A 21602-nucleotide genomic window follows, 5' to 3' on the forward strand; every position below is an offset into this window, starting at 1 on the left:
ACCATGTCCGATCTCGATCCACGGCTGTCCGATAAAAGCGTCTTTCCCGATCCGGTTTATAATGAAACCGTGCTTCGTCCGCTTTTTGATGGCGCCAAGACCCATCACGTCGATGGTTTCCGCCGCATCGACCGCGCCCATCTTGTCATGTTGACCGAAACCGGCATTCTCGACCGCGCGCAGGCCGCAGCCATTGCGGGTGCGCTGGAAGCCATCGACAAGGAAATCGATCCTTCGAAACTCACCTATACAGGGGAGGTGGAGGACTTCTTCTTCCTCATCGAGAAAGAGCTGAAAGCACGCATTGGTGCCGACACTGCCGGTCGCCTTCACACGGCGCGCTCACGCAATGATATTGACCACACACTGTTCAAGCTTGGCCTCAAGGATCGCATCGATACGCTGATGACGCAGGCCCGAAATGTGCTTGATGCGATGATAGCGGCTGCCGAGCGTGAAAAGGAGACGCTGATCGTCGCCTATACGCATGGCCAGCCTGCGCAGCCATCGACCTTCGGTCACTATCTTTCGGCGGCAATCGAGGTTCTCATCCGGGATATGGAACGGATGGAAGCCGCGCGTGCCATCGTCAACCTGTCACCCATGGGGGCGGCGGCCATCACCACCTCAGGCTTCCCGATCGATCGCGCACGTGTCGCCAGCCTGTTGGGCTTCGCTGCCCCCTTGCCGAATTCCTATAGCTGCATTGCAGCGGTGGACTATATCACCTCGACCTATTCAGCTCTGGAGCTGATGTTCGTGCATCTGGGACGTTTCATTCAGGACTTCCAGTTCTGGACCAGTTTCGAGGTCGGCCAGATTTACGTGCCGAATGCCTTCGTGCAGATTTCATCGATCATGCCGCAGAAGCGCAATCCGGTTCCGATCGAACATATGCGCCATCTGGCAAGCCAGACCATGGGCCGCGCCCGCACCGTTCTGGACGTCATGCACAACACGCCTTTCACCGACATGAATGACAGTGAGGGCGAAACGCAACAGATGGGTTACGAGGCATTCACCTCTGCCGGTCGCGTGCTCGATCTTCTGGCGGCATTCATCGGCGCGATCCGTATCGATCCGGCCCGTGTGGCAGAAAATATCCGCCGCTCCTGCATCACGATCACCGAACTGGCGGATTCGCTGGTGCGCATCGAAGGCCTTTCGTTCCGGCAGGCGCATGAAATCGCGGCCAGGGTTGCGCGCGCTGTCGTCGCCATGGGCGGCGGTCTGGAGAAGGACGGTTTTGAACCTTTCCTTGACGCTTTCCGCGAGTCCGCCGGGCGCGAACCATCCTTCGGGCGCGAGAAGTTCGAGGAACTGGTCTCGCCGCAACATTTCGTGGCTGTGCGTGACCGTCTCGGCGGTCCGGCGCCGACCGCGATGAATGCAGCGCTCGCGCGACATAAGGCGGAAGCCGATCACTTCAAGGCAGCAGCCTTCGACCATGCGGCTGCCGAAGCAAAGGCTGCCCGTGAACTCAATGAAAAATTCAGTGCACTTGTGGAGGCACGCTGATGGCAACCATCGAACTTGAAAAGCTGGTCAAGCGTTATGGCAAGGTCGAGGCGGTCCGGGCGATCGATCTCCAGATCAAGGATGGCGAATTCGTCGTTTTTGTTGGTCCTTCGGGATGCGGTAAATCGACGACCTTGCGCATGATCGCAGGACTTGAGGACATTTCCGGCGGTCACATGAAGATCGGTGGCGACGTCGTCAATGAACGCGATCCGAAGCAGCGTAACATTGCCATGGTGTTCCAGAATTACGCCATCTATCCGCATATGACGGTGCGCCAGAACATTGGTTTTGGGCTTTACACGTCGAAACTGTCCAAGGCCGACAAGGCCAAGCGCATTGAGGAAACCGGCAAGGCGCTCGGGCTGGAACCCTATCTCGACCGTCGCCCGGCGGCATTGTCCGGTGGCCAGCGCCAGCGTGTCGCCATCGGTCGCGCCATGGTGCGCAATCCGTCAGCCTTCCTTTTCGATGAGCCGCTATCGAACCTCGACGCCCAGCTTCGCGCGCAGATGCGTATCGAAATCAAGCGCTTGCATCAGCGTCTCAAGACGACAACCGTTTACGTAACGCATGACCAGGTTGAAGCCATGACCATGGCCGACCGCATCGTCGTCATGCGCGATGGTCGCATTCTGCAGACCGGCACGCCGACCGAGCTTTATGAAAATCCGACCGACGTGTTCACGGCCCGCTTCATCGGTAGCCCGTCGATGAACCTGATCGCGGGGCGCCGCAATGGATCGGGCGTGGAACTTGTGCCCGACGGCGACATTCTGGTCGGCGTTCGCCCGCACGACCTGAAAGTCGAGGAAGGCACACCCGGCAGCTTGTCGCTTTCTGGTACGGTGACGGCGGTGGAGCCACTCGGTGCGGAGACGCTGGTCCATCTGGACGTCAACGGCGTTTCGGTGATTGGCACAGCGCCGGGCAAGGTCATTCCCGCAACGGGCGGCACGCTTTCCGTGTCAGCACCCGCCGGAAGCCTGTATCTCTTCGATGCCGAGACCGAGAAAAGTCTGGGCCGCCTATGATACCGCAACAATTCAGGCGTCCGGCTGTCCTGAGTATCGGGCGGATTTACTGCGATCTCATCTTCACCGGGCTGCAATCACTGCCGCAGCCTGGACGTGAGGTCTTTGCCGAAAACATGAAGATGGCGGCAGGCGGCGGGGCCTTTATTTCCGCTGCGCATCTGGCTCATGCGGGAAGGGCGGTGGCGCTGGTCGCACGTCTCGGCTTTGATGGCCTGTCACGCGGGCTTGAGCCTGACCTGAAGATCGACGGTGTTGATCTGCGCTTTCTGGAGCGGGCCGACGATGCTGGGCCACAGGTGACAGTGGCAAGCGTGATCGGCAATGACCGCGCATTCCTGTCGCGCCGCGCCGGTTCGGCGCTTCCTTCGACGCTGGAAGCCGCGTTGCAATGGAAGGATGCAGGGCATCTGCATATTGCTGAATTCGCCACGCTGCACGAAATCCCTGATCTCGTGCAGCAGGCAAAGGCGGCGGGTCTTTCCGTCTCGCTCGACCCGAGCTGGGATGAAACGCTGATCTACGACCCTGGTCTGCTCGCCGTCTGTGAGGGCGTCGATATATTCCTTCCTAACCGTGAGGAAGCTCAGGCCATCACCGGCCATGAGGATCCGGCCAAGGCACTCGACACGCTTGCCGGGCACTTTCCAGTGGTGGCTCTCAAGGGCGGCGGAGAAGGGGCGTGGCTGCGCACTGCCGAAGCGGATCTTTACATGGCGGCCAAGGACGTACCGGTCATCGATACGACGGGAGCGGGCGATGCTTTCAACGCTGGCTTCATCGATGCCTGGCTGGAAGGTCACGACGCGCACCGGGCACTTGCGGCCGGTATCGAATATGGAGGCCTCGCCGTACAGGCGGCAGGCGGCGCATCCATCCTGCGTTCGCCCGAACGATTGGCCGGATAAGGATTATGGGGCGGCGTTCGCCGCCCCTCCACGAGTTTGTTGTGTTTTTGCAATATGTTGTGCGGAAATTGCCTGCTTGGTTTTACCGGTTGTTCCGACAGGAATACGCCGAAGCTCATGTTTTGACTGGATAAAACATGAGTATCAATAGCATGATTATAAGCAGCGCTTAGAATCCTTCTAAATCACTGTGATCGCGCGATGTTTTTCAGGCGGTTACGGCATGTTGCAGAGGCCGCGCGTTTTGCACGGGCCTGTATTGATGCGCATAACCTCTTCGGCAATTATTGACAGCTTCGCTGCTGGTTTTTGCCGATTGGGTGGGGCGTAATCTTGTCTATCAGCTGAAGCATTGATGAGCCTGTAGAAAAACGCAAGAAAGATGCCGAATGCTGATTTTTGCACTTGCGCTTGTGGCGCGAATTGCCTAAACGGCTCTCACAGCGACTGTCTAGGCACTTGGTGCAACAGTCGGGCGATTAGCTCAGTTGGTAGAGCGCTTCGTTTACACCGAAGATGTCGGGAGTTCGAGTCTCTCATCGCCCACCATTTATCCCCTTGAAATTGCTTGTAGATTTTAAATGGATAGTTTGCGCGTTTGTTTGTATTTTTCGGCTAGCAACAGTGTTGCCGTAGCTAGGGCAAACCTATTGCGCGATGGCGCGAGCTTTCTTCCTCAAAACTGCCTAAAGTTCCTGCGGCATCATTCAATTAAATTGGGAATGATATCGGATATGCGCTCGAATTCTGAGATATGACTTCCTGGAAAATCCCGGTTCGCCCTTAGTTGCCACGAATCAAATGATGAAGCGCCTCGGAGAACCGACGCTACGTTCAGGTGAGGAGGATCTAGATGAGAAACGCCAAGCTGGGTTTCGAGCGCTGAGAGGACCCGAGACCCGGCGATTGACGAACAGCACAGCGAAGAGTTCGTGATTTTCACTCGAAGCGAAGCAGAGGTGCGGGGAGGGGCGGTGATGAATAGACAGCTTTTGTTTTTCACAGACCACATGTCGACGTCGATCTGGACACTCGTCAACAATTTGGCCGCCAATTGAACGCCGCCAGCATATTGGCGCTAGCTTGAAAAGCGTCCAAACATGAAAACAGACATATGGAAAAATGTGATTTTTGCCATATGTGATACTTTCTCGACCAATCTTATTCCATTACCTCCATTGAAAATATTTAGAGATATTATCATGGGTAAGGTGTCCCGGCTCAAAGTCGTGAAGGTTGTCTTTTTTTGAACCGCAATGATCTGCTCTTATGTAAAGCTCTGCTTCTTCATTCGACCATCCTTTAACTAGCCGGGATCTAATCCAATCTGGGGAAAAATACTTATGGCAGGTCAGTTTTGGAGCTGTCTAGCTTCAGTAGCGCTTCGGCTGCATCACCATCTATGATGAGGCCATTGACTATACCGCTCTTCAAAAGAGCTCTGGCAGCGATAGCCTTTTCCTGGCCCGCGATGAGCAGGACGACCTGAACCTTCTGCAATTCGGCAAATCCGAGAGCGATAGTGCGTTGGTTCATTTCATGGTCGACCTGACGGCCCTCTTTATCAAAGAAAATGCCGTTGGTGTCACCAATTGCGCCTGCGGCCCGGAGGCTTTCAAGCTCCGGTTTGCTCAACATATTTTGGCGGCGCAACAATGAATCTTCTGTCAACTCGCCAGCACTGATGAAACAGACCGAAGCCGTGCGGGCAATTTCCATCGCGCGCGCTACAGATCGTTGGGAAATCAGAACTTTTCTGTCCTCGGCAGAATCGGCAATGAACGGCACGGGTAGGAAAAAGCCCTGTCCGCCAGTGCGGCGTGCCAACATATGCACAACTTCGAATGGGTTATAGGCAGAGTTGGCGGTCAGCGATCCCATGACGGAAATGAAGCGCGCTTGCGGCGCTCGCACACCGGCAAGTTGCAACGTCATCTGCTCTATGGTGCGTCCCCAGCCGGTGCCAATGGTCGCTTCCTGATTGTCGGCAAGAAAATTCTTTAGGTAAGTTGCAGCAGCGACGCCAACTGCGCGAAACGAAACTTGCTTACGGATTTCAGACGCAGTGTCGTCTGTATCGAAGTCAAATGGTGGCGTTGAAACGCAGAATTCCAGTCCATAGCGACGCATAAGTTTGTTTTCGAGCGGCAGCGTGCCAGCATTCTGATGGTCGATGGAGATGCTGACAAGACCACTTTCGCGGGCTTCTCCGAGAATTTTATTCACGCGCGCCCGGGTCAGGCCCAGTCGCGCAGCAGTCGCCTCCTGGTTGAATCCACCGATGTAATATAACCACGCGACACGCACCATAAGGCTGTCTTCAGATTCGTTCATCGGTCCCTCTTGTCGTTATCCTGCGCTGATACAAATGTAATTTAGTTTGACATTTGTAAGAAGCCATTGCTTAATTCGAACTGTTCCGGCGGACAAGAGCGCGATTGAGCAGGTGGGTCAACCGGAATGGAGAGCCGAGGTTAAAGCACAAAAGCCGCGTCTGGTTCGTGAGGATCTGAACCAGACAGGCGTCGAAGCGACAGGCTTGGAGGAGGGCGGAAAGCCGACATCATAGAAATGTCGCCGGAAACGCCCGGAGCCGGGGTTCAACAATGTGAGGCGGGTAGTGGGCTCAACCACGCCGCTTCGGGGAGGAATAAATGAATACGGGATTTTTCAAGAAGTCCATCGCGGCGGTCACTTTAACCATGCTTATGGGCACTGCCAGTGCATCCGCGACCAATGTAGCCTGGGTGCATTCCAACGCTGCTGCACAATCTGAACAACGCGCCAAGGCTGGATTTGACGCCTGGCTCAAGGAAACCGCCAAGGATTGGAACGTCAGCGTTCTCGATAGCGGCGGCTCGGGCGAACGCACTGCTTCGAACATTCAGGATGCCGCATCGCGCGGAGTAGATGCCATTATCGTAAGCATGTCTGATCTGCGTGCATCGCGTGCAGCGATTGACGCTGCGGTTGCTGCGAAAATTCCAGTCTTCGCCATCGATAGTGGTCAGGTTGACGGTGTGCTCGTTGACGTTACAACCAACAACTGGGCAATGTCTGCTTCTGTGTCCCCTTACCTGCTCAATGAGATGGGTGGCAAAGGAAATATGATTTTCCTGCGCATGGCAGAGCATCATGGCACCCGCAAGCGTGGTGACGTTATGGCTGCCGTGGTGAAGGAATATCCTGAAGTGAAGGTCATCGCCGAACATAATATCGACTACACTGCTTTCTTCGAAGACACGACCAGCACGGTGCAGGATTATGCATCGCGCTTTGGAGAAGAAATCAATGCCGTGTGGGCACCTTGGGATGAACCGGCACAGGCAGCCATCAATGCACTCACCGCAGCTGGTCTGAAAAATGTGAAGGTCATTGGTATCGATGGCCACCCACAGGCAATTGAAGAAGTCTGCAAGCCGGACAGCCTGATGATCGCGACTGTTTCGCAGCCGTTTGAAAAGATGGGCGCGCAGACCGGCGAGTGGATCGAAAGCATCGTCGTGAAGAAGGAAGATGCCGATACCGTCATTCCTTCCAAGACGGTCTATCTTGATGCGCCGCTTGTCACGAAGCAGAACTGCAACGATTTCCTCCCGAATAAGTAGGCACCCCATTGCCTACCACTGGCCGGGGCGTGGCCGTTCCACGTTCCGACCTTTTTTCAGGATTTAGAGCTGTCTCGGCTAAAACGGAGTCGTTGCAACCGCTCTACCTTCTTGTTTTTCCGTATGTTTTTATCCCAAAACTGGTTCCCTATTTTGGGAGACATGCTCTAGCAATTCAATTCATGGAGTTCTCCGATGGCTGTAAGCCTTTCGCAGATCGTGATGTCTTATCCCGGTACTTTAGCGCTTGATCAGGTCAGCGCTGAATTCCGGTTCGATGAGGTTCACGGACTGATCGGAGAAAACGGCGCGGGGAAAACCACCCTGGTCAGCATTCTCGGCGGTAGCAAAAGTCCGACATCCGGCACAATAACGATTGATGGCGCCGAGGTGAAACTCAGCAGCGCCGGCGATGCCTTGCGTAAGGGGATCGCACATGTTTCGCAGGAAGGCAGCCTCGTTCCCGGTCTGACGGGTGCGCAGAATATTCTGTTGGGCGACGAGCCACGCATGGGTCTTGGCATCATCGATAGCCGGACGCTCCTGGCCCGCGCGAACGAGCTGTTGGGCCGCTGGTTTCCTCAAGTTTCTATCGACCTCGACCAGCAGGTCGATATGCTGCCCATGGCCGACCAGAAGATTATCGAAATTGTCCGCGCACTCCGCGGTAATGTGAGGCTACTGATCCTTGACGAGCCAACGGCCACCTTGCCTGCTCGCGAAAAAGAGAGCCTTTGGGAAATCATCAAGACCCTGCCCAAACAGGGTGTCGGCATTGTGCTGATCAGCCACTTTCTTTCTGAAATCAAGGCGCTAAGCGATCGTATTACTGTTTTGCGTGATGGTCGTCACATCGCAACGCTTCAGGCTGGAGATTCGAGCGAGGCGCAACTGATTGACCTCATGCTCCAGCGGACCGGTGGTGTGGATGCAAGCGAACAGGAAACTCAGCCTGCACGTGCATTTGGCAACGTTGTTCTGGACGTTAGCGACTGGAAAGCAGGCGGTGTAGAGGTCGAGCATTTTGCCATTCACGCGGGTGAGATTATCGGGCTTATCGGCCTGACAGGGGCAGGACATTTCGGATTTGCACGCTCGCTTTATGCCGCAAGCGGTGTGACCGACGGAACGTACCTGTTTCAGGGTGAGGTGCAGACGAAAATTGATGCGCGGACGATGCAGAAAAAAGGCGTGGCACTGGTGCCAGACCATCGCATGGAAAACGCGCTTATTGGCGATTGGGACGTACGTGAAAACCTTGCAATGGTGCACCCGTCTTACGCGACTTTTGCTGGTACCGGCATATTGTTCATGCGACGCGAAGCCCGCGAGGCAGACCGGATGATGGAGCTTATGAACGTCAAGGCGCATTCGCGCAGTCAGTTTGTTAAAGATCTGAGTGGCGGTAACAAGCAGAAGGTTTCGATCGGTAAGTGGCTTTACGGAGCCGACGATCACTATCGCCTGATGATCTTCATCGAACCGACGGAAGGCGTCGATATCGGTGCTAAGCGTGAAATTCACGCGCAGATGCGCCGTTTGGCAGAGAAGGGCGTTGCCGTTCTTGTCACCTCGTCAGACCTCATGGAAGTCGCGGATGTGGCTGACCGTGTCATCCCCTTTGTGAACGGACGTCCCGGGCCAGAAATTGGACGCGATGCGTTTTCTGAAGCGAAATTTATTGCTGCAATGGCAGGAGTTACCCAATGAACGCCCGATCCTCAGCGGTCACACCGCAATCTGCTCGCCATGCGCAGAGTTTCAGCAAAAAACTCAAAGGCGAGTGGCTGCTCAAATACAGTACGCTTTTTGTGCTTTTCCTCCTGTTCGCCGGCTTTTCACTCACGGTTGACCGCTTTCTGACAGCGAATAATCTTCTCAACATCATCCAGCAGATTTCCATGCTGACCATTGTCGGAGCAGGATTGACTTTCGGCTTTGCTGCCCGTGAGATGGATTTGTCGGTCGGCTATATGGTCGGAATGGCGGGTATTATCGTCCCCCTTCTGCTGGTTGCCGGCACACCTTTGCCGCTGGCATTGCTTGCCGGTCTCGGTGCTGGTCTGGTGGTGGGGTCCGTCAATGCAGCGCTTGTAACGCTGGTGGGGGTGCCTTCGTTGATTGCCACACTCGCAACAGGGTCCATTCTTTACGGCATCAACTTTTTGATGACTGGCGGGCGCGCCATCTATGGTGGTCTTCCGGCCAGTTATCTCTGGCTTGGACAAGGCCAGCTGTTTGGTATCCCGGTTCTTGCTTATGCTATGGTGATCGTTGTTTTTGTGGCCTGGTTTCTGATGGAACGGACCGTATTCGGCCGGTACATTTATGCGGTCGGCGGCAATCTCAAAGCAGCGGAACTTTCCGGCGTTAACGGTCGTTTTTATCGCGCTGCCGCTCTTGTGGTCTGTTCAATTTTCGCAGCCGTTGCCGGCGCGCTTCTTGCAGCACGTCTGGGCTCTGGCCAACCTAACGCGGGTGAACGCTATCTGCTCGACGGCCTCGCCACGGTGTTTATCGGAATGACCATGTTCCGTCCGGGTACTGCAACAATTGCAGGAACTTTCTTCGGCGCGCTTTTCATCGGCGTCATCAATAACGGCCTCAACCTCATCGGGATGGACACATACATCCAGAGCATTGTGAAGGGTCTTATCATTCTCGTCGCGGTCGCGGTCGTTTCGCGTACCACCAAACTGAAGCTCCTTTGAGGAACTGCGTTAGGCATTGAACCAAACATCATGAAACATTTGCAACAGACAGGTCTGTCGGAGGCGCACGTGCAAAATCCGAGTAACTCTAATCTCCTCGAACTATACAGAACGATGCGGCGCATCCGCACTTTTGAAGAACGCGTGGGCGAATTGTTCGTGCGCGGCCAGACGGCAGGTTCGATGCTTCACCTGTCCATCGGTGAAGAAGCCGCTGCCGCCGGTGTTTGTGCAGCGATGCAGCCGCAGGATACATTCACGACCCACCATCGCGGACACGGAATATTTCTGGCGCGCGGGGCCGATCCCAAACAGATGATGGCGGAAATCGGCGGTAAGGAAACCGGGTATTGCCGTGGCAAGGGCGGTTCCATGCATATTGCCGATATGGCGCTTGGCCACCTTGGCGCGAACGCAATTGTCGGCGGCGGTATTCCTTCTGTTGTGGGGGCTGGTCTTTCCAGCAATTATCTCAAGAAGAACTCTGTCTCGCTCGCATTCTTTGGCGATGGCGCGATGCAGCAGGGCATTTTGTATGAAAGCATGAACATGGCGGCGCTTTGGGGCCTGCCGGTGGTTTTTGTTTGCATCAATAATCAATACGGCATGGGAACTCGTGTCGATCAGGCAACTGCCAATACGGCGTTTGAACAGCGCGCGCATGCTTTCGGGCTTAACGGTGCCGTGGTCGATGGCCTTGATGTGGAAGAAGTGAAGGCCACAGCACAAGGGCTCATCGATGATGCGCGTCTGGGCAAGCCGGGCTTTCTTTCCGTCACCTGCTATCGTTTCTTCGGCCATGCGCGCATGGACAAGAGCCCATACCGCGCAGAAGCGGAAGAGACGGAAGGGCGCAAGAAAGATCCGGTGAAGTTCACGCGCGATCAGCTGATCTCGACAGGTCTTGCGCAGGAAGGAGCCCTCGACACGATGGACAGCGCAGTTGCTGCGGAGATGGACGCGACGATCGATTTCGCAGTCGAATCCAAAGCTCCGGCACTCACCTCCATGTTCAAAGATGTTTACGCCGTGGGTGAACCTGAACCGGAGCCGGTTCGTGCCCGTATCGACCGCGTACTTTCCAGGGATGAAGCATAATGGTTGCCATGACTTACCGCGATGCGCTGCGTAAAGCGCTGGATGATGCCATGGCTGAAGACAACACTATCGTTGTGATCGGCGAAGAGGTGGGCCGTTATGGGGGTGCCTACGGTGTTACCAAAGATCTGATCGGCAAATACGGCCCTGAACGCCTGATCGATACACCGATTTCAGAACCTGCAATTATTGGTGCTGCCGTGGGTGCAGCAATGACCGGGCTGCGCCCGGTCGCTGAACTCATGTATATCGACTTTCTCGGAATGACCATGGATCAACTGGCCAATCAGGCGGCAAAGATCCGCTACATGTTCGGTGGGCAGACCGGAGTGCCGATGGTGTTGCGAACGCAGGGCGGCACAGGACGCTCCGCTGGCGCGCAACACTCGCAGAGCTTAGAGGCATGGATCATGCACACGCCAGGTTTGCGGCTCGCCATGCCTGCTACGGTTCAGGATGCCTATCACATGCTGCGTCAGAGCCTCACAAAACCCGATCCGGTCGTCTTTATCGAGCACAAGGCACTCTACACACGCAAGGAAGAGGTTGATCTCGATGCGGAGCCCTTGGCATGGGGCAAGGCTGCGGTTCGTCGTACAGGCAAGGATCTGGTTATCGTCACCTATTCGCGCCAGCTCTTTTACGCTCTTGATGCAGCTGAAAAACTTTCGGCCAAGGGAATTGAAGCAACCGTTATCGATCTTCGCACGCTCAATCCGCTCGATTTTGATACGGTGCGTGAACATGTCGAGCGTGTAGGCAAGGCCATGGTTGTTTCCGAAGGCGTCTTGACCGCAGGTGTTGCCGCAGAACTTGCCGCCCGCATCACGGAAGAATGTTTCGATTATCTGGAACAACCGGTTGTGCGTGTTGCGGGCGAAGACATCCCGATCTCCGTTTCGCAGGAGCTTGAAGCTGGCAGCGTGCCGACCGCAGAACTTATCCGGTCTGTCGCGGAAAGAATGCTGTCATGACAGAACGTATTCTCAAAATGCCGCGTCTTGGCGAAACGATGGATGAAGGCAAGATTGTCGGCTTCCTCGTCAAGCCGGGCGACAGTTTCAGGCGCGGGGATTCAATTATCGAGATCGAAACCGATAAGACGGTTGCGGAATTCCCGGCGCTTGGCGACGGCACGCTCAATGAATGGATCGGCGCTATAGGGGATCATGTCGTGGTCGGCGCGCCTCTGGCGCGCATCGACATTGGCAGTGGTCCAGACTGGACGGATGATGGCGGCGAAAGCGCGTCTTCTCCTGAGGAGCCGGCTGCGTTGCATCCCGCACGCACAGCCGGTTCCAGCAATGCGCTCATTATAGCCGATCTGGATATGCCGCGTCTTGGTGAGACGATGGAAGAGGGGCGTATCGTACGCTGGCTGAAGGCTGCGGGCGATCAATTCGAGCGTGGCGAAGCTGTACTCGAAATTGAAACCGATAAAACGGTTGCAGAATTTCCAGCTCTTGTGAGCGGCAAGCTGATCGAGGTTCTGCGTCTTGAAGGCGACATGGTCACAGTTGGTGAGGCTATCGCCCGTATTGAGGTCGCGGCAGATGCAGTTGTGCAGAAGGGCGAAGTGGTAGACCCTGAAGCGGTTGCACCAGCAGATGTACCGGCGCGCGTTGCGCAAAAGCCCGGGGCTTCCGGCAATGCTGGGCGCACGCGTGCTACGCCGTTGGCTCGCCGGCTGGCCCGCCAGAAAGGCCTTGATATCAACAGTCTTTCAGGATCTGGCCGCAGAGGACGTGTCGAAAAAGAGGATGTGCTGGCAGCCGCAAGCGGAACGCAGGCCGACACTGACGTAAAATTCGTGGCGCTGGCAAAAGGCCGTGTGGCCTATACGGATATCGGTCCCAAAAATGCGCGGACCCTGCTGCTGCTTCATGGCTTTTCAGGCGATCGAACGACATGGAGCGGCATAGCCTCCGGCCTGCGTCGTGCGGGTTTCCGCGTTATCGTTCCCGATCTTCCAGCCCATGGCCTGACGACGATCGATGCTTCACACCCGGAAGAATTGAGCGAATTCCTGCCCGCTTTCCTTGATGCCCTTTCCATTCGTCAGGTGGATATCGTGGCCCATTCGCTGGGAGCGGTTGCGGCAACAGCCTTTGCCTCGGCTCACCCTGCCAGCGTTTCAAGCCTGACACTTGTTGCGCCTGCCGGCCTTGGTTCGGAGATTGACGCAGGCTTTGTATCGGGCATGGCGCAGGCAACGAGTGCCGGTGAGATTGCACATCTGCTGCGCCGCATTGCGGCCAAGCCGGTAGAGTTGACGGCTGCTCTGGCAGGAGAGATTGCCGCAACCATGGCAAAGGGGCGTCTTAAGGAACTTGCGAAGGCCATCATAGGGCCTTCAGGCCAGCGCGCAGATATTGTTGCTTTGCTCGACAGGCAGTCACGTTCAAAACCTGTCCGCGTTCTGTTCGGCCTTCAGGACCGTATCATACCGTGGCAGCATGTAACCGTATTGTCACCTTTTATTGGTGTTCACTTCTTCGCTCAGTCGGGGCATATGCCGCAATGGGATGAGACAAAGGATGTTCTCGCCCTGATTTTGGGTGTCATGGGAGAAGACAATGAGTGACGTGAGGGCTCGGCTCAAGGAAGCACAATCGCGGCTTGGTGCTTTCACCAAAGCAACACCAGATCTGATGACGGGCTTTGCCAAAGTCAGCAAAACTGCAACGACTGCGGGAGCGTTTTCGTCGGCACAGCGCGAACTGATCGCCGTTAGTATTGCGGTTGCCAAGGGATGCGAGGATTGCATTCTTTATCACGTCGATGCCGCCATCCGCCATGGCGCAACCGAGCCAGAGTTGGTCGAGGTGCTTGAGGTTGCGGTCGAAATGGGCGGCGGCCCGGCTGTAATGTATGCAGGTAAGGCGTTGGAAGTGTTCCGCGGACTGACGTGAAATGTTGTACGATGAGACTTTCCGAAAACAGGGAGTGTCTCCGGGATCCATTCGGGAGGATTTGAATGGCTTATTTTCTGACCGCAGATGGCGGCACGGAAAGCATCCGCACGCGGGTCTATGACCTTTCTGGCACGTGTCTGGCAAGTGCCGCCGTGCCCTACGAAACGAAATTTTCGAGCGGAGCGCGTGCGGAGCAGAACCCGGAAGACTGGTGGTCTTCTTTCGTTCAGGCTGCGCGCAAAGCGATTTCAGAGTCCGCAATTGACCCGACAGCAATTGAAGCTATTACGCTTGCAACGACGAGTTGTACCGTCGTTGCTCTCGATGGTGAGGGCACCCCCTTGCGTCCCTCGATTATTTGGATGGATGTTCGCGCAAGTGCTGAGGCCGAAGCAGTCCTTGCCACGGGCGACGACGCGCTGCTCGCCAATGGCGGCGGGCGCGGTCCTGTTTCGGCGGAATGGATGATCCCCAAGGCGCTTTGGCTCGCTCGCAATGAGCCAGAGATATTCAATAAAGCAGAAACTATCTGCGAGTATCAGGATTTCATGACATTGCGTTTGACGGGTGAAAAAGCCGCAAGCCTCAACAATGTGTCGTTGCGCTGGCATTATTCCACGGATCGCGGTGGGTTTCCCAAGACGCTTCTGGAAAAGCTCGGCCTTGAAGCCCTGCTGCAGAAATGGCCATCTCGTGTTGTCGCGCCGGGTGAGGTCATTAGCAATCTGTGCGCGGCGGCAGCGACTGAACTTGGTCTTTCGCAGAAAGTGAAAGTAGTTCAGGGGGGGGCCGATGCGCTGATCGGCATGATCGGTCTCGGCGTTGCCAAACCTGGACAGCTGGCACTGATCACCGGCTCGTCGCATCTGCAATTTGGCGTTTCCGACAAGCCTTTGCACGCGCCTGGGATCTGGGGCAGCTATCCGGATATGGTTTATCCAAAGCGCTACATTATCGAAGGGGGCCAAACCTCGACGGGTTCGATCATCGCCTGGCTTGGTCGGATGATGAACGGCACCATGGATATGGAAGAACTGAACCGCAAGGCGGCTGCACTGGAACCGGGTGCGGATGGCTTGCTTGTGCAGGACCATTTTCAGGGCAATCGCACGCCTTATACCGATCCGCTATCGCGAGGCGCAATCGTCGGGCTGACGCTTGCGCATGAGCCACATCACGTATTCCGCGCGATCATGGAAGGCATCAGTTTCGGCACCCGCGCCATTCTCGATGCTATGGCAGATGCTGGCTATCGCGGACGTGAAATCACGGTCGGGGGTGGTGCCAGTGCTTCGCCGCTTTGGCTCCAGATACATGCGGATACAGCCGGTTTGCCTGTCTGCGTGCCACAGTCGCGCGATGCGCCTTCGGTAGGCGCCGCCGTTCTGGCAGCACACGGCGCCGGACATTTTGCGAGTATCGATGATGGTATTGCCGCCATGGTCAAACCGGGCACATGCATTGAGCCTCGCCCGCGCGAAACAGAGATCTATAACGAGATTTATCAGCAATATCGGGCGCTTTTTCCGGCTTTGAAGTCCGTTCGCTCCGCTTGATAAAGACTGTTGAGGTGGACTGATGCTCAAAGATTTTCAGCTGACCGGTAAAAACGCCGTTATCACGGGCGGCGCAAAAGGGATCGGACGGGCCATCGCCGAACTCTTCGTCGAGGCGGGTGCAACTGTTATCATTATCGACCGCGATGTGGTCGCGGGTGAAGCGGCTGTTGCCGAGCTAAACACCAATCGAGCAGCTTCGGCGCAATTCTATGCGCTGGATGTGACAGACCGGGATGCCAGCGAACAGGTGGCCGAAGCTATAACGCGTAATATCGGCGCGCCCGACATCCTCATCAATAATGCAGGTATCGTCAGGAATGGGCCTGCAAGCGATGTCACGGAAGCGGACTGGCGTGCAGTGATTGACGTCAATCTCAATGGCGTTTTCTACTGCGCGCAAGCGTTTGGAAAGCGCATGGCCTCGGTCGGGCGTGGGGCGATCGTTAACATGTCTTCCATGTGCGGAGCAATCGTTGTCCACCCTCAACCGCAGATCGCCTATAACGCCGCCAAGGCGGGTGTAAATCTTATCACGAAGTCACTGGCGGTTGAGTGGGCGAAGCAGGGCGTACGGGTGAATGCTGTCGCCCCCGGTTACACCGCGACGGAACTGACACTGGCCGGACGCAGCAATAAAGAATGGTTTTCTACCTGGCTTGCCATGACGCCACAGGGGCGGCTGGGTGAGCCGCGAGAAATCGCCAATGCGGTTCTGTTTCTCGCATCCGATGCCGCAAGCTTCGTAACCGGCACTGTGCTGGCGGTTGATGGCGGCTATACGGCTCTTTGAATTTCTGGAGGAGTTAAAAATGGAACATCCGGCAAAGATCGCGCTTGTTACCGGCGCCAGTCGGGGTATTGGGCGCGCAATTGCTGTGGGTATGGCCCAACGCGGCTTCGATGTGGCGATCAATGACATTGAACGCCAGAAAGATGCGCTCGAAGAGGTCGCGAAAGAAGTCACGGCCATCGGTCGTCGCGCTCTGGCCGTTCATGCCGATGTAAGCAACAAGGGCGATGTCGAGGCGATGGTACAGAAGGCTGTCGGCACTTTTGGCCGCATTGATGCCGTTGTCAACAATGCGGGCATTTTGATTGCCAGCGACGTCGAACATCTCAAGGAAGAGCACTGGGACAGCGTTCTCGACGTAAACGCCAAGGGCACATTCCTCGTCGTGCAGGCCGTTTTACCCTACATGAAGAAACAGAAATACGGTCGCATCGTGAATATCGCATCTATCGGCGGCAAGCATGGCGCACCGGAACAGGCGCATTATTCTGCATCGAAGGCCGCTGTGATGGGCTTTACGCGGGTGCTCGCGCAGGAGGTGGGCACTTTTGGCATCACGGCAAACTGCATCTGCCCCGGTATCATTTTGACCGATATGGGCCGCGTCAATCTTGATGACGTTGCAATACGTGAAGCCTGGCAGGAAAAGACCGCCATGCGACGGATCGGTGATCCCGAAGATGTAGTGGGACCAGTTGCATTTTTTGCGTCCGATGATGCCGCTTTCGTAACGGGGCAGAGCCTCAATGTCGATGGGGGTATCGTATTGAGTTAAAGTCACAGCTTAAAAGTTATTCATGAAATACATCATATGGCAAAAGGTGAATTTTGCCATATGTCGATATTCTTGGCCGAATGCTTCTCAGCAAAGCGTATGTTTGGCTTCTTATTGCAGACATTGCAATTTATTCGACCGTAAATATTGTATAGGTCGAACAATTGAAATAAATCTAAGGCCTATCAAATGGATCGCTCCGCTAGTCACCTGAATCTGAAGTTCGGTTCATTGTTTTTTGGCAGAAACGCTTGACCGAAGCGAGGATTTGGTCGGCGGATTTGACCCACTTATATGGGGTGGGGTTTTCGTTGTGGATTTCGATGAAGGTGTCAATGTCGGCTTCCAGTTCTGCGGTGGAACGATGTACGCCGCGCTGCAACTGCTTTCGTGTCAGTTCTGCGAACCACCGCTCTACCTGATTGATCCAGGATGCCGACGTTGGTGTGAAGTGAACATGCCAGTGTGGGCGGCGCGCGAGCCAGGCCTTGATCCTCGGCGTCTTGTGGGTCGCATAGTTGTCCATTACCAGATGCACGTCCGGCCCATTGGGCATTTCGGCGTCGATCCGCTTCAGGAAGTCAAGGAATTCAGTCGCCCGGTGACGCTTGTAGCAACGACCTATCACCGCCCCAGTGGCAATGTCGAGCGCGGCGAACAGCGATGTCGTGCCGTTGCGGACATAGGTATGGGTACGTCGTTCGGCGACACCTGGCGCCATGGGCAGCACAGGCTGCTCGCGATCCAATGCCTGGATTTGCGATTTCTCATCCACGCAGAGCACAATCGCCCGGTCTGGTGGCGACATATAGAGGCCGACGATGTCCTGAACTTTATCGACGAAGAGCGGATCAGAGGAAAGCTTGAATGTCTCGGCACGATGCGGCTGCAAGCCAAATGCGCTCCATATCCGACGGATGGTGGTATGCGAGAGGCCGCTGTTAGCTGCCATCGAACGAATGGACCAGTGCGTGGCATCCTTGGGAGTGGTGTTCAATGTACGCTCGACAACTTCAGCAACCTGAGCGTCTGAAACAGTTCGCGGTCGACCCGTACGATATTCATCTGTCAGCCCTTCAATGCCATCTTGCACGAACCGGCGGCGCCACTTGCCAACAGTGTGCTCGTGAACACCCAGGCGTTCGGCAACGTCCTTGCTTTGCAAACCCTGCGCGCACAGCAATATCATCCGGCATCGATCTGACAAGGAGCGTGGCGCTCTATGCCGACGCACCTGAGTTTCAAGGAAATTTCTATCTGCGTCACTCAGAACGATGACGTCCGCCTGCCTGCCAACCATTGGTCAAACTCCTGCACTTGTGACAGAAGAAGAACAAATGAAGCTTACTTTGGTTCCAGGTGACTAGTGATGGGATTCAAGGCGATTTAAACGGCACGGGCGATCCGTTCCGGTACTGAAGTTCCCATATGATTCGCAAGAATGGGTTCGCAAACAACAAACGCTCACCATTCTAGGTCTTTGCACTTCTCGCAGCATAACTGCGTCCATAAATCAGCTCCTCTCTGACATAATTAAAAAACGCGACGAACCACGACAAGGCTCAGACATATTTTTACGCGGTCCTTGCAAGAGTGTTCCATCTTGTATACTAGAATATATCAAGCCAGATGGAGTGCTGGCCATCATATGGGAGGAGTGATTTCAATGAAAAAGTTGCTATGGGCAGTGGTGGCCGCTACGGCTATGAATGTGGTGCCTCTTGCTGGCTCGGCGCAGGCGCAGGAAGTTCCCGCACCCGGTAAGAGTGCGCGTATCGACGCAATCAAGAACTCGGGTGAATTGCGTGCTGGCGTTCTCGCCAACCCGCCATGGCTTGTGGAAGACACCACCGGCTCTGGCCAGCCTTGGCGCGGACCGGCTTGGACGCTTGCTCAGACCTATGCCGACAAGCTTGGCGTCAAACTGGTTCCTGTCCTCGTTTCACACGAAACCAAAGTGCCGGTTCTGGCCGCCAATCAGGTGGACATGACGATTTCGCCGCTCTCCATGACCAAGCAGCGGCAGGAAGTTGTTGATTTCGTCACCTATTCGCGCACGGCTTTGTGCGTGTTCGGCAAAGCGTCCAACCCCAAGGTTTCGGAAGCCAAGTCAGTTGACGATTTCGACAAGCCGGAAGTGACCATTGCCTATTTCACAGGCGGCGGTGAGGAGAACTGGGTCAAGGAACGCTTTCCGAGGGCTACGCTTCGCGGTGTGACGAGTGCGGGAACGGCGGCCCCGATGGAAGAAATCATGGCGGGTCGTGCGGACGTTGCGCCGATCAATCGCATTCCCTTTGTGGCCCTCAGTCGCAATGTGAAGGGGCTTGAAGCACTGCCGCGCGCAAACAACTGTCAGGACAGCACCGAAGCTGTCAATGAAATCGGTCTGGCCATTGACAAGAACCAGCCAGAATATCTCGCATGGCTGAAAGCCGTGACTGAGCCGATGCTTCCAGAGCTTCTCAAGGAGGAAGAAGCAGAAGTCTCCAAAATGTAAGCCATATGGACTTAGCGCGCGCCGGTTTTGGTGCGCGCAAATCACGTTCTGTTCAGGCAGGACTTTCAGGGTCCCGGATCTCTGGATATTGACAATGGAATTCAATTTCAGCGCTATTCTTGATAGTTGGCAGTTCCTGCTCAGCGGCTTGGTGGTGACACTTCTGCTGGCCGCCAGCGTGAGTGTATTGAGCTTCTTTCTAGGGCTGCTGCTCACCGTCGCCCGCCTTTATGGCCCGAACTGGCTGAGCCGCATCACGATCTTCTACATCGATACGATGCGCGCTATTCCGGTGCTGGTGGTTCTCGTCTGGGTCTATTTCGCCTTACCGATCACAACCGGGATCAATCTGCCACCGTTCTGGTCGGCGCTGTTCTCGCTGTCGTTGCATCTGGCCGCCTATGTTGCCGAAGTGATGCGCGCTGGCATCCAGTCTGTGCGCCCCGGTCAGGTGCGCGCCGGTCTGGCGCTCGGCATGTCGCAGGCACAGGTCCTGCGCAAGATCGTGCTGCCGCAGGCTTTCGTGCGCATGCTGCCATCCTTTGGATCGCTGCTGTCGCTTGCGGTTAAGGATACGGCTATAGCCACCGTGATCGCCGTGCCGGAACTCATGCGCCGTGCTGAAGCAATTGCCGGCCAGAAATATGCGCCTGTCGAGGCGTATACCACCGTAATGATCCTTTATTTCATCATCATCTTCCCGCTCACCCGAGGCGTCGACATGCTCTATCGCCGCATTTCCTTCCTGGGGCGCTCATGAGTTTCGATTGGTCTATCATATGGAAAAGCCTGCCCGCCTTGGGCCATGGCGCCTTGATCACCATCGCGCTGACTGTGCTGACGATGCTGCTCGCAACGCCTTTGGGGATTCTGATTGCGGTCATGCGTGAATCGCGCTTCAAAATCGTTGCGCTGATTGCGACTTGTTATGTGGAACTGCTGCGCAATCTACCAATCATTCTGGTCGTCTATTGGGCGTTTTATGTGCTGCCCATGATGAGCGGTCTTGCACTTTCGCCATTTCTGACCGGGCTTGTCGCGCTGGTCGCCAACAATGCCGCCTATAATTCGGAAACGTTCCGCTCTGGTATCCGTTCAATCCGCAAGGGACAGACCGAGGCAGGCCTGGCGCTGGGAATGAGCGAGTGGACGGCTTTCCGTAAGATCGTGCTGCCGCAGGCTTCGCGCCGCGTTTTGCCGGTGCTGGCGACTACATGGGTCACGCTGTTCAAGGACACGTCGCTGGTATCGGTGATCGCGGTCGGCGATCTGGCTCATACGGCGCTGCAAATTCGCTCGCAGACCTTCCGCGTGATCGAGCTTCTGACCGCAATGGCGGCGATTTACTGGCTGCTGGGCTATCCGCAGGCCAAAATTGTTGACTGGATTCACCGCAAGTACGGGGTTACCGAATGACATCTTCCAACACAACACCCGTAAAGACCGGCGACGTTGTTATTGAATATCGCAATGTCCGCAAATCCTATGGCACATTTGAAGCTCTCAAGGATGTCAGCCTGAAAGTGCATCGCGGACAGGTCGTGTGCCTCATTGGCCCGTCCGGATCTGGTAAATCCACGCTGCTGCGCTGCACCAATGGTCTGGAAGCCATCAATGGCGGTGAGATCAAAATTGATGGCACCGTGCTTACGCAGGATCCGAAACAGGTTCGTGCCATGCGCCAGCGCATGGGCATGGTGTTTCAGAATTTCGAGCTTTTTCCGCACAAGAATGCGCTCGGCAATATCATGATGGGGCCGACCACCGTTTTGGGTCTGTCGGAAGGGGAAGCAAAAGAACGTGCTTTGGCTTTGCTTGCCAAGGTGGGGCTTTCGGACAAGGCGGAAAATTTCCCGTCCAACCTGTCAGGCGGACAGCAGCAGCGCGTTGCCATCGCCAGAGCTCTTGCAATGGAACCGGAAGTCATGCTTTTTGACGAACCGACATCGGCGCTCGATCCCGAAACCATCGGCGAAGTGCTCAATGTCATGAAACGGCTGGCGGATGACGGAATGACCATGATTGTCGTGACCCACGAAATGACCTTCGCCCGGCGTGTTGCCGATCAGGTCGTGGTCTTTGCCGATGGGCAGATCATCGAACAGGGGCCACCGAAGCAAATTTTTGAAAATCCGAAAACTGCGCGCACGAAGGATTTCCTGAGCCATCTTGGCTGGGACGGCTGA

19 protein-coding genes and 1 tRNA gene are annotated in these 21602 nt (G+C 55.7%); 18 read left to right on the top strand and 2 right to left on the bottom strand.

The features are described 5' to 3' along the window. Nucleotides 1-3 precede the first annotated feature (3 nt). The 4 genes from argH to CQZ93_RS04575 all read left to right on the top strand — a co-directional run bounded on the left by argH (nucleotide 4) and on the right by CQZ93_RS04575 (nucleotide 4009). Nucleotides 4-1518, top strand: a complete 1515-nt coding sequence (gene argH / locus CQZ93_RS04555) for an argininosuccinate lyase (protein WP_105541531.1) — start codon at nucleotides 4-6, stop codon at nucleotides 1516-1518. Beyond that, nucleotides 1518-2552 carry an ABC transporter ATP-binding protein gene (locus tag CQZ93_RS04560; RefSeq protein ID WP_105541532.1) on the top strand — a complete coding sequence of 345 codons (1035 nt, stop codon included), beginning with the start codon at nucleotides 1518-1520 and terminating at the stop codon, nucleotides 2550-2552. Before argH ends, CQZ93_RS04560 begins: the two co-directional genes overlap by 1 nt. Then, nucleotides 2549-3460, top strand: a complete 912-nt coding sequence (locus tag CQZ93_RS04565; RefSeq protein WP_105541533.1) for a carbohydrate kinase family protein — start codon at nucleotides 2549-2551, stop codon at nucleotides 3458-3460. Before CQZ93_RS04560 ends, CQZ93_RS04565 begins: the two co-directional genes overlap by 4 nt. A 473-nt stretch (nucleotides 3461-3933) precedes the next feature. Further along, nucleotides 3934-4009 (top strand) — tRNA-Val (locus CQZ93_RS04575). 792 nt (nucleotides 4010-4801) lie between these two features. On the opposite strand, the gene CQZ93_RS04580 is transcribed toward CQZ93_RS04575, so the two are convergent. Next, the gene (locus tag CQZ93_RS04580; protein WP_105541535.1) at nucleotides 4802-5794 is read right to left on the bottom strand and encodes a sugar-binding transcriptional regulator; all 993 of its coding nucleotides are present in this window, start codon (nucleotides 5792-5794) and stop codon (nucleotides 4802-4804) included. Nucleotides 5795-6114: 320 nt separating this feature from the next. Between CQZ93_RS04580 and CQZ93_RS04585 the strand changes: the two genes are divergently transcribed. The 10 genes from CQZ93_RS04585 (at nucleotide 6115) to CQZ93_RS04630 (ending at nucleotide 16916) form a co-directional block, all read left to right on the top strand. Then, entirely contained in the window at nucleotides 6115-7068 is a 954-nt protein-coding gene (locus CQZ93_RS04585; protein WP_105541536.1) for a sugar ABC transporter substrate-binding protein, read from the top strand. Between the two features lie 195 nt (nucleotides 7069-7263). Continuing rightward, complete coding sequence (locus CQZ93_RS04590; RefSeq protein WP_105541537.1) at nucleotides 7264-8778, top strand: sugar ABC transporter ATP-binding protein; 1515 nt, start codon at nucleotides 7264-7266, stop codon at nucleotides 8776-8778. Continuing rightward, on the top strand, nucleotides 8775-9779 hold the full coding sequence (locus CQZ93_RS04595) for an ABC transporter permease (RefSeq protein WP_104754006.1): 1005 nt from the start codon (nucleotides 8775-8777) through the stop codon (nucleotides 9777-9779). Before CQZ93_RS04590 ends, CQZ93_RS04595 begins: the two co-directional genes overlap by 4 nt. Nucleotides 9780-9848: 69 nt before the next feature. Next, a complete protein-coding gene (locus CQZ93_RS04600; RefSeq protein ID WP_104754110.1) occupies nucleotides 9849-10877 on the top strand; it encodes a thiamine pyrophosphate-dependent dehydrogenase E1 component subunit alpha in 1029 nt (342 codons plus the stop codon). After that, a complete protein-coding gene (locus CQZ93_RS04605; protein ID WP_181153309.1) occupies nucleotides 10877-11851 on the top strand; it encodes an alpha-ketoacid dehydrogenase subunit beta in 975 nt (324 codons plus the stop codon). Before CQZ93_RS04600 ends, CQZ93_RS04605 begins: the two co-directional genes overlap by 1 nt. Further along, entirely contained in the window at nucleotides 11848-13461 is a 1614-nt protein-coding gene (locus tag CQZ93_RS04610) for an acetoin dehydrogenase dihydrolipoyllysine-residue acetyltransferase subunit (RefSeq protein WP_105541539.1), read from the top strand. The genes CQZ93_RS04605 and CQZ93_RS04610 overlap by 4 nt, the downstream gene beginning before the upstream one ends. Next, nucleotides 13454-13789, top strand: a complete 336-nt coding sequence (locus CQZ93_RS04615) for a carboxymuconolactone decarboxylase family protein (RefSeq protein ID WP_105541540.1) — start codon at nucleotides 13454-13456, stop codon at nucleotides 13787-13789. Before CQZ93_RS04610 ends, CQZ93_RS04615 begins: the two co-directional genes overlap by 8 nt. Nucleotides 13790-13854: 65 nt before the next feature. After that, nucleotides 13855-15348 (top strand): FGGY-family carbohydrate kinase, encoded by a 1494-nt coding sequence (locus CQZ93_RS04620; RefSeq protein ID WP_105541541.1) that lies wholly within the window; start codon nucleotides 13855-13857, stop codon nucleotides 15346-15348. 22 nt (nucleotides 15349-15370) lie between these two features. Then, nucleotides 15371-16141 (top strand): SDR family NAD(P)-dependent oxidoreductase, encoded by a 771-nt coding sequence (locus CQZ93_RS04625; RefSeq protein WP_105541542.1) that lies wholly within the window; start codon nucleotides 15371-15373, stop codon nucleotides 16139-16141. 19 nt (nucleotides 16142-16160) lie between these two features. Then, complete coding sequence (locus CQZ93_RS04630; protein ID WP_105541543.1) at nucleotides 16161-16916, top strand: SDR family NAD(P)-dependent oxidoreductase; 756 nt, start codon at nucleotides 16161-16163, stop codon at nucleotides 16914-16916. Nucleotides 16917-17118: 202 nt separating this feature from the next. Here the strand turns inward: CQZ93_RS04630 and CQZ93_RS04635 are convergent, their stop codons facing one another. Continuing rightward, nucleotides 17119-18216 (bottom strand): IS630 family transposase, encoded by a 1098-nt coding sequence (locus tag CQZ93_RS04635; RefSeq protein WP_105541459.1) that lies wholly within the window; start codon nucleotides 18214-18216, stop codon nucleotides 17119-17121. 366 nt (nucleotides 18217-18582) lie between these two features. On the opposite strand from CQZ93_RS04635, the gene CQZ93_RS04640 reads away from it, so the two are divergent. The 4 genes from CQZ93_RS04640 to CQZ93_RS04655 all read left to right on the top strand — a co-directional run bounded on the left by CQZ93_RS04640 (nucleotide 18583) and on the right by CQZ93_RS04655 (nucleotide 21602). Next, entirely contained in the window at nucleotides 18583-19416 is an 834-nt protein-coding gene (locus CQZ93_RS04640) for a substrate-binding periplasmic protein (protein WP_105541544.1), read from the top strand. A gap of 94 nt (nucleotides 19417-19510) precedes the next feature. Further along, nucleotides 19511-20176: an amino acid ABC transporter permease gene (locus tag CQZ93_RS04645; RefSeq protein WP_105541545.1), complete on the top strand. Its 666-nt coding sequence runs from the start codon at nucleotides 19511-19513 to the stop codon at nucleotides 20174-20176. Beyond that, nucleotides 20173-20832 carry an amino acid ABC transporter permease gene (locus CQZ93_RS04650; RefSeq protein WP_100648498.1) on the top strand — a complete coding sequence of 220 codons (660 nt, stop codon included), beginning with the start codon at nucleotides 20173-20175 and terminating at the stop codon, nucleotides 20830-20832. The genes CQZ93_RS04645 and CQZ93_RS04650 overlap by 4 nt, the downstream gene beginning before the upstream one ends. Continuing rightward, nucleotides 20829-21602, top strand: a complete 774-nt coding sequence (locus CQZ93_RS04655; protein WP_105541546.1) for an amino acid ABC transporter ATP-binding protein — start codon at nucleotides 20829-20831, stop codon at nucleotides 21600-21602. Before CQZ93_RS04650 ends, CQZ93_RS04655 begins: the two co-directional genes overlap by 4 nt.

The sequence above is a fragment of the Ochrobactrum vermis genome, assembly GCF_002975205.1.
GTDB lineage: Bacteria > Pseudomonadota > Alphaproteobacteria > Rhizobiales > Rhizobiaceae > Brucella > Brucella vermis.

Coding starts and splice junctions, on each gene's coding strand:
- argH (WP_105541531.1), top strand. CDS start 4: ATGTCCGATCTCGATCCACGGCTGTCCGATAAAAGCGTCTTTCCCGAT.
- CQZ93_RS04560 (WP_105541532.1), top strand. CDS start 1,518: ATGGCAACCATCGAACTTGAAAAGCTGGTCAAGCGTTATGGCAAGGTC.
- CQZ93_RS04565 (WP_105541533.1), top strand. CDS start 2,549: ATGATACCGCAACAATTCAGGCGTCCGGCTGTCCTGAGTATCGGGCGG.
- CQZ93_RS04580 (WP_105541535.1), bottom strand. CDS start 5,794: ATGAACGAATCTGAAGACAGCCTTATGGTGCGTGTCGCGTGGTTATAT.
- CQZ93_RS04585 (WP_105541536.1), top strand. CDS start 6,115: ATGAATACGGGATTTTTCAAGAAGTCCATCGCGGCGGTCACTTTAACC.
- CQZ93_RS04590 (WP_105541537.1), top strand. CDS start 7,264: ATGGCTGTAAGCCTTTCGCAGATCGTGATGTCTTATCCCGGTACTTTA.
- CQZ93_RS04595 (WP_104754006.1), top strand. CDS start 8,775: ATGAACGCCCGATCCTCAGCGGTCACACCGCAATCTGCTCGCCATGCG.
- CQZ93_RS04605 (WP_181153309.1), top strand. CDS start 10,877: ATGGTTGCCATGACTTACCGCGATGCGCTGCGTAAAGCGCTGGATGAT.
- CQZ93_RS04610 (WP_105541539.1), top strand. CDS start 11,848: ATGACAGAACGTATTCTCAAAATGCCGCGTCTTGGCGAAACGATGGAT.
- CQZ93_RS04615 (WP_105541540.1), top strand. CDS start 13,454: ATGAGTGACGTGAGGGCTCGGCTCAAGGAAGCACAATCGCGGCTTGGT.
- CQZ93_RS04620 (WP_105541541.1), top strand. CDS start 13,855: ATGGCTTATTTTCTGACCGCAGATGGCGGCACGGAAAGCATCCGCACG.
- CQZ93_RS04625 (WP_105541542.1), top strand. CDS start 15,371: ATGCTCAAAGATTTTCAGCTGACCGGTAAAAACGCCGTTATCACGGGC.
- CQZ93_RS04630 (WP_105541543.1), top strand. CDS start 16,161: ATGGAACATCCGGCAAAGATCGCGCTTGTTACCGGCGCCAGTCGGGGT.
- CQZ93_RS04635 (WP_105541459.1), bottom strand. CDS start 18,216: ATGGTTGGCAGGCAGGCGGACGTCATCGTTCTGAGTGACGCAGATAGA.
- CQZ93_RS04640 (WP_105541544.1), top strand. CDS start 18,583: ATGAAAAAGTTGCTATGGGCAGTGGTGGCCGCTACGGCTATGAATGTG.
- CQZ93_RS04645 (WP_105541545.1), top strand. CDS start 19,511: ATGGAATTCAATTTCAGCGCTATTCTTGATAGTTGGCAGTTCCTGCTC.
- CQZ93_RS04650 (WP_100648498.1), top strand. CDS start 20,173: ATGAGTTTCGATTGGTCTATCATATGGAAAAGCCTGCCCGCCTTGGGC.
- CQZ93_RS04655 (WP_105541546.1), top strand. CDS start 20,829: ATGACATCTTCCAACACAACACCCGTAAAGACCGGCGACGTTGTTATT.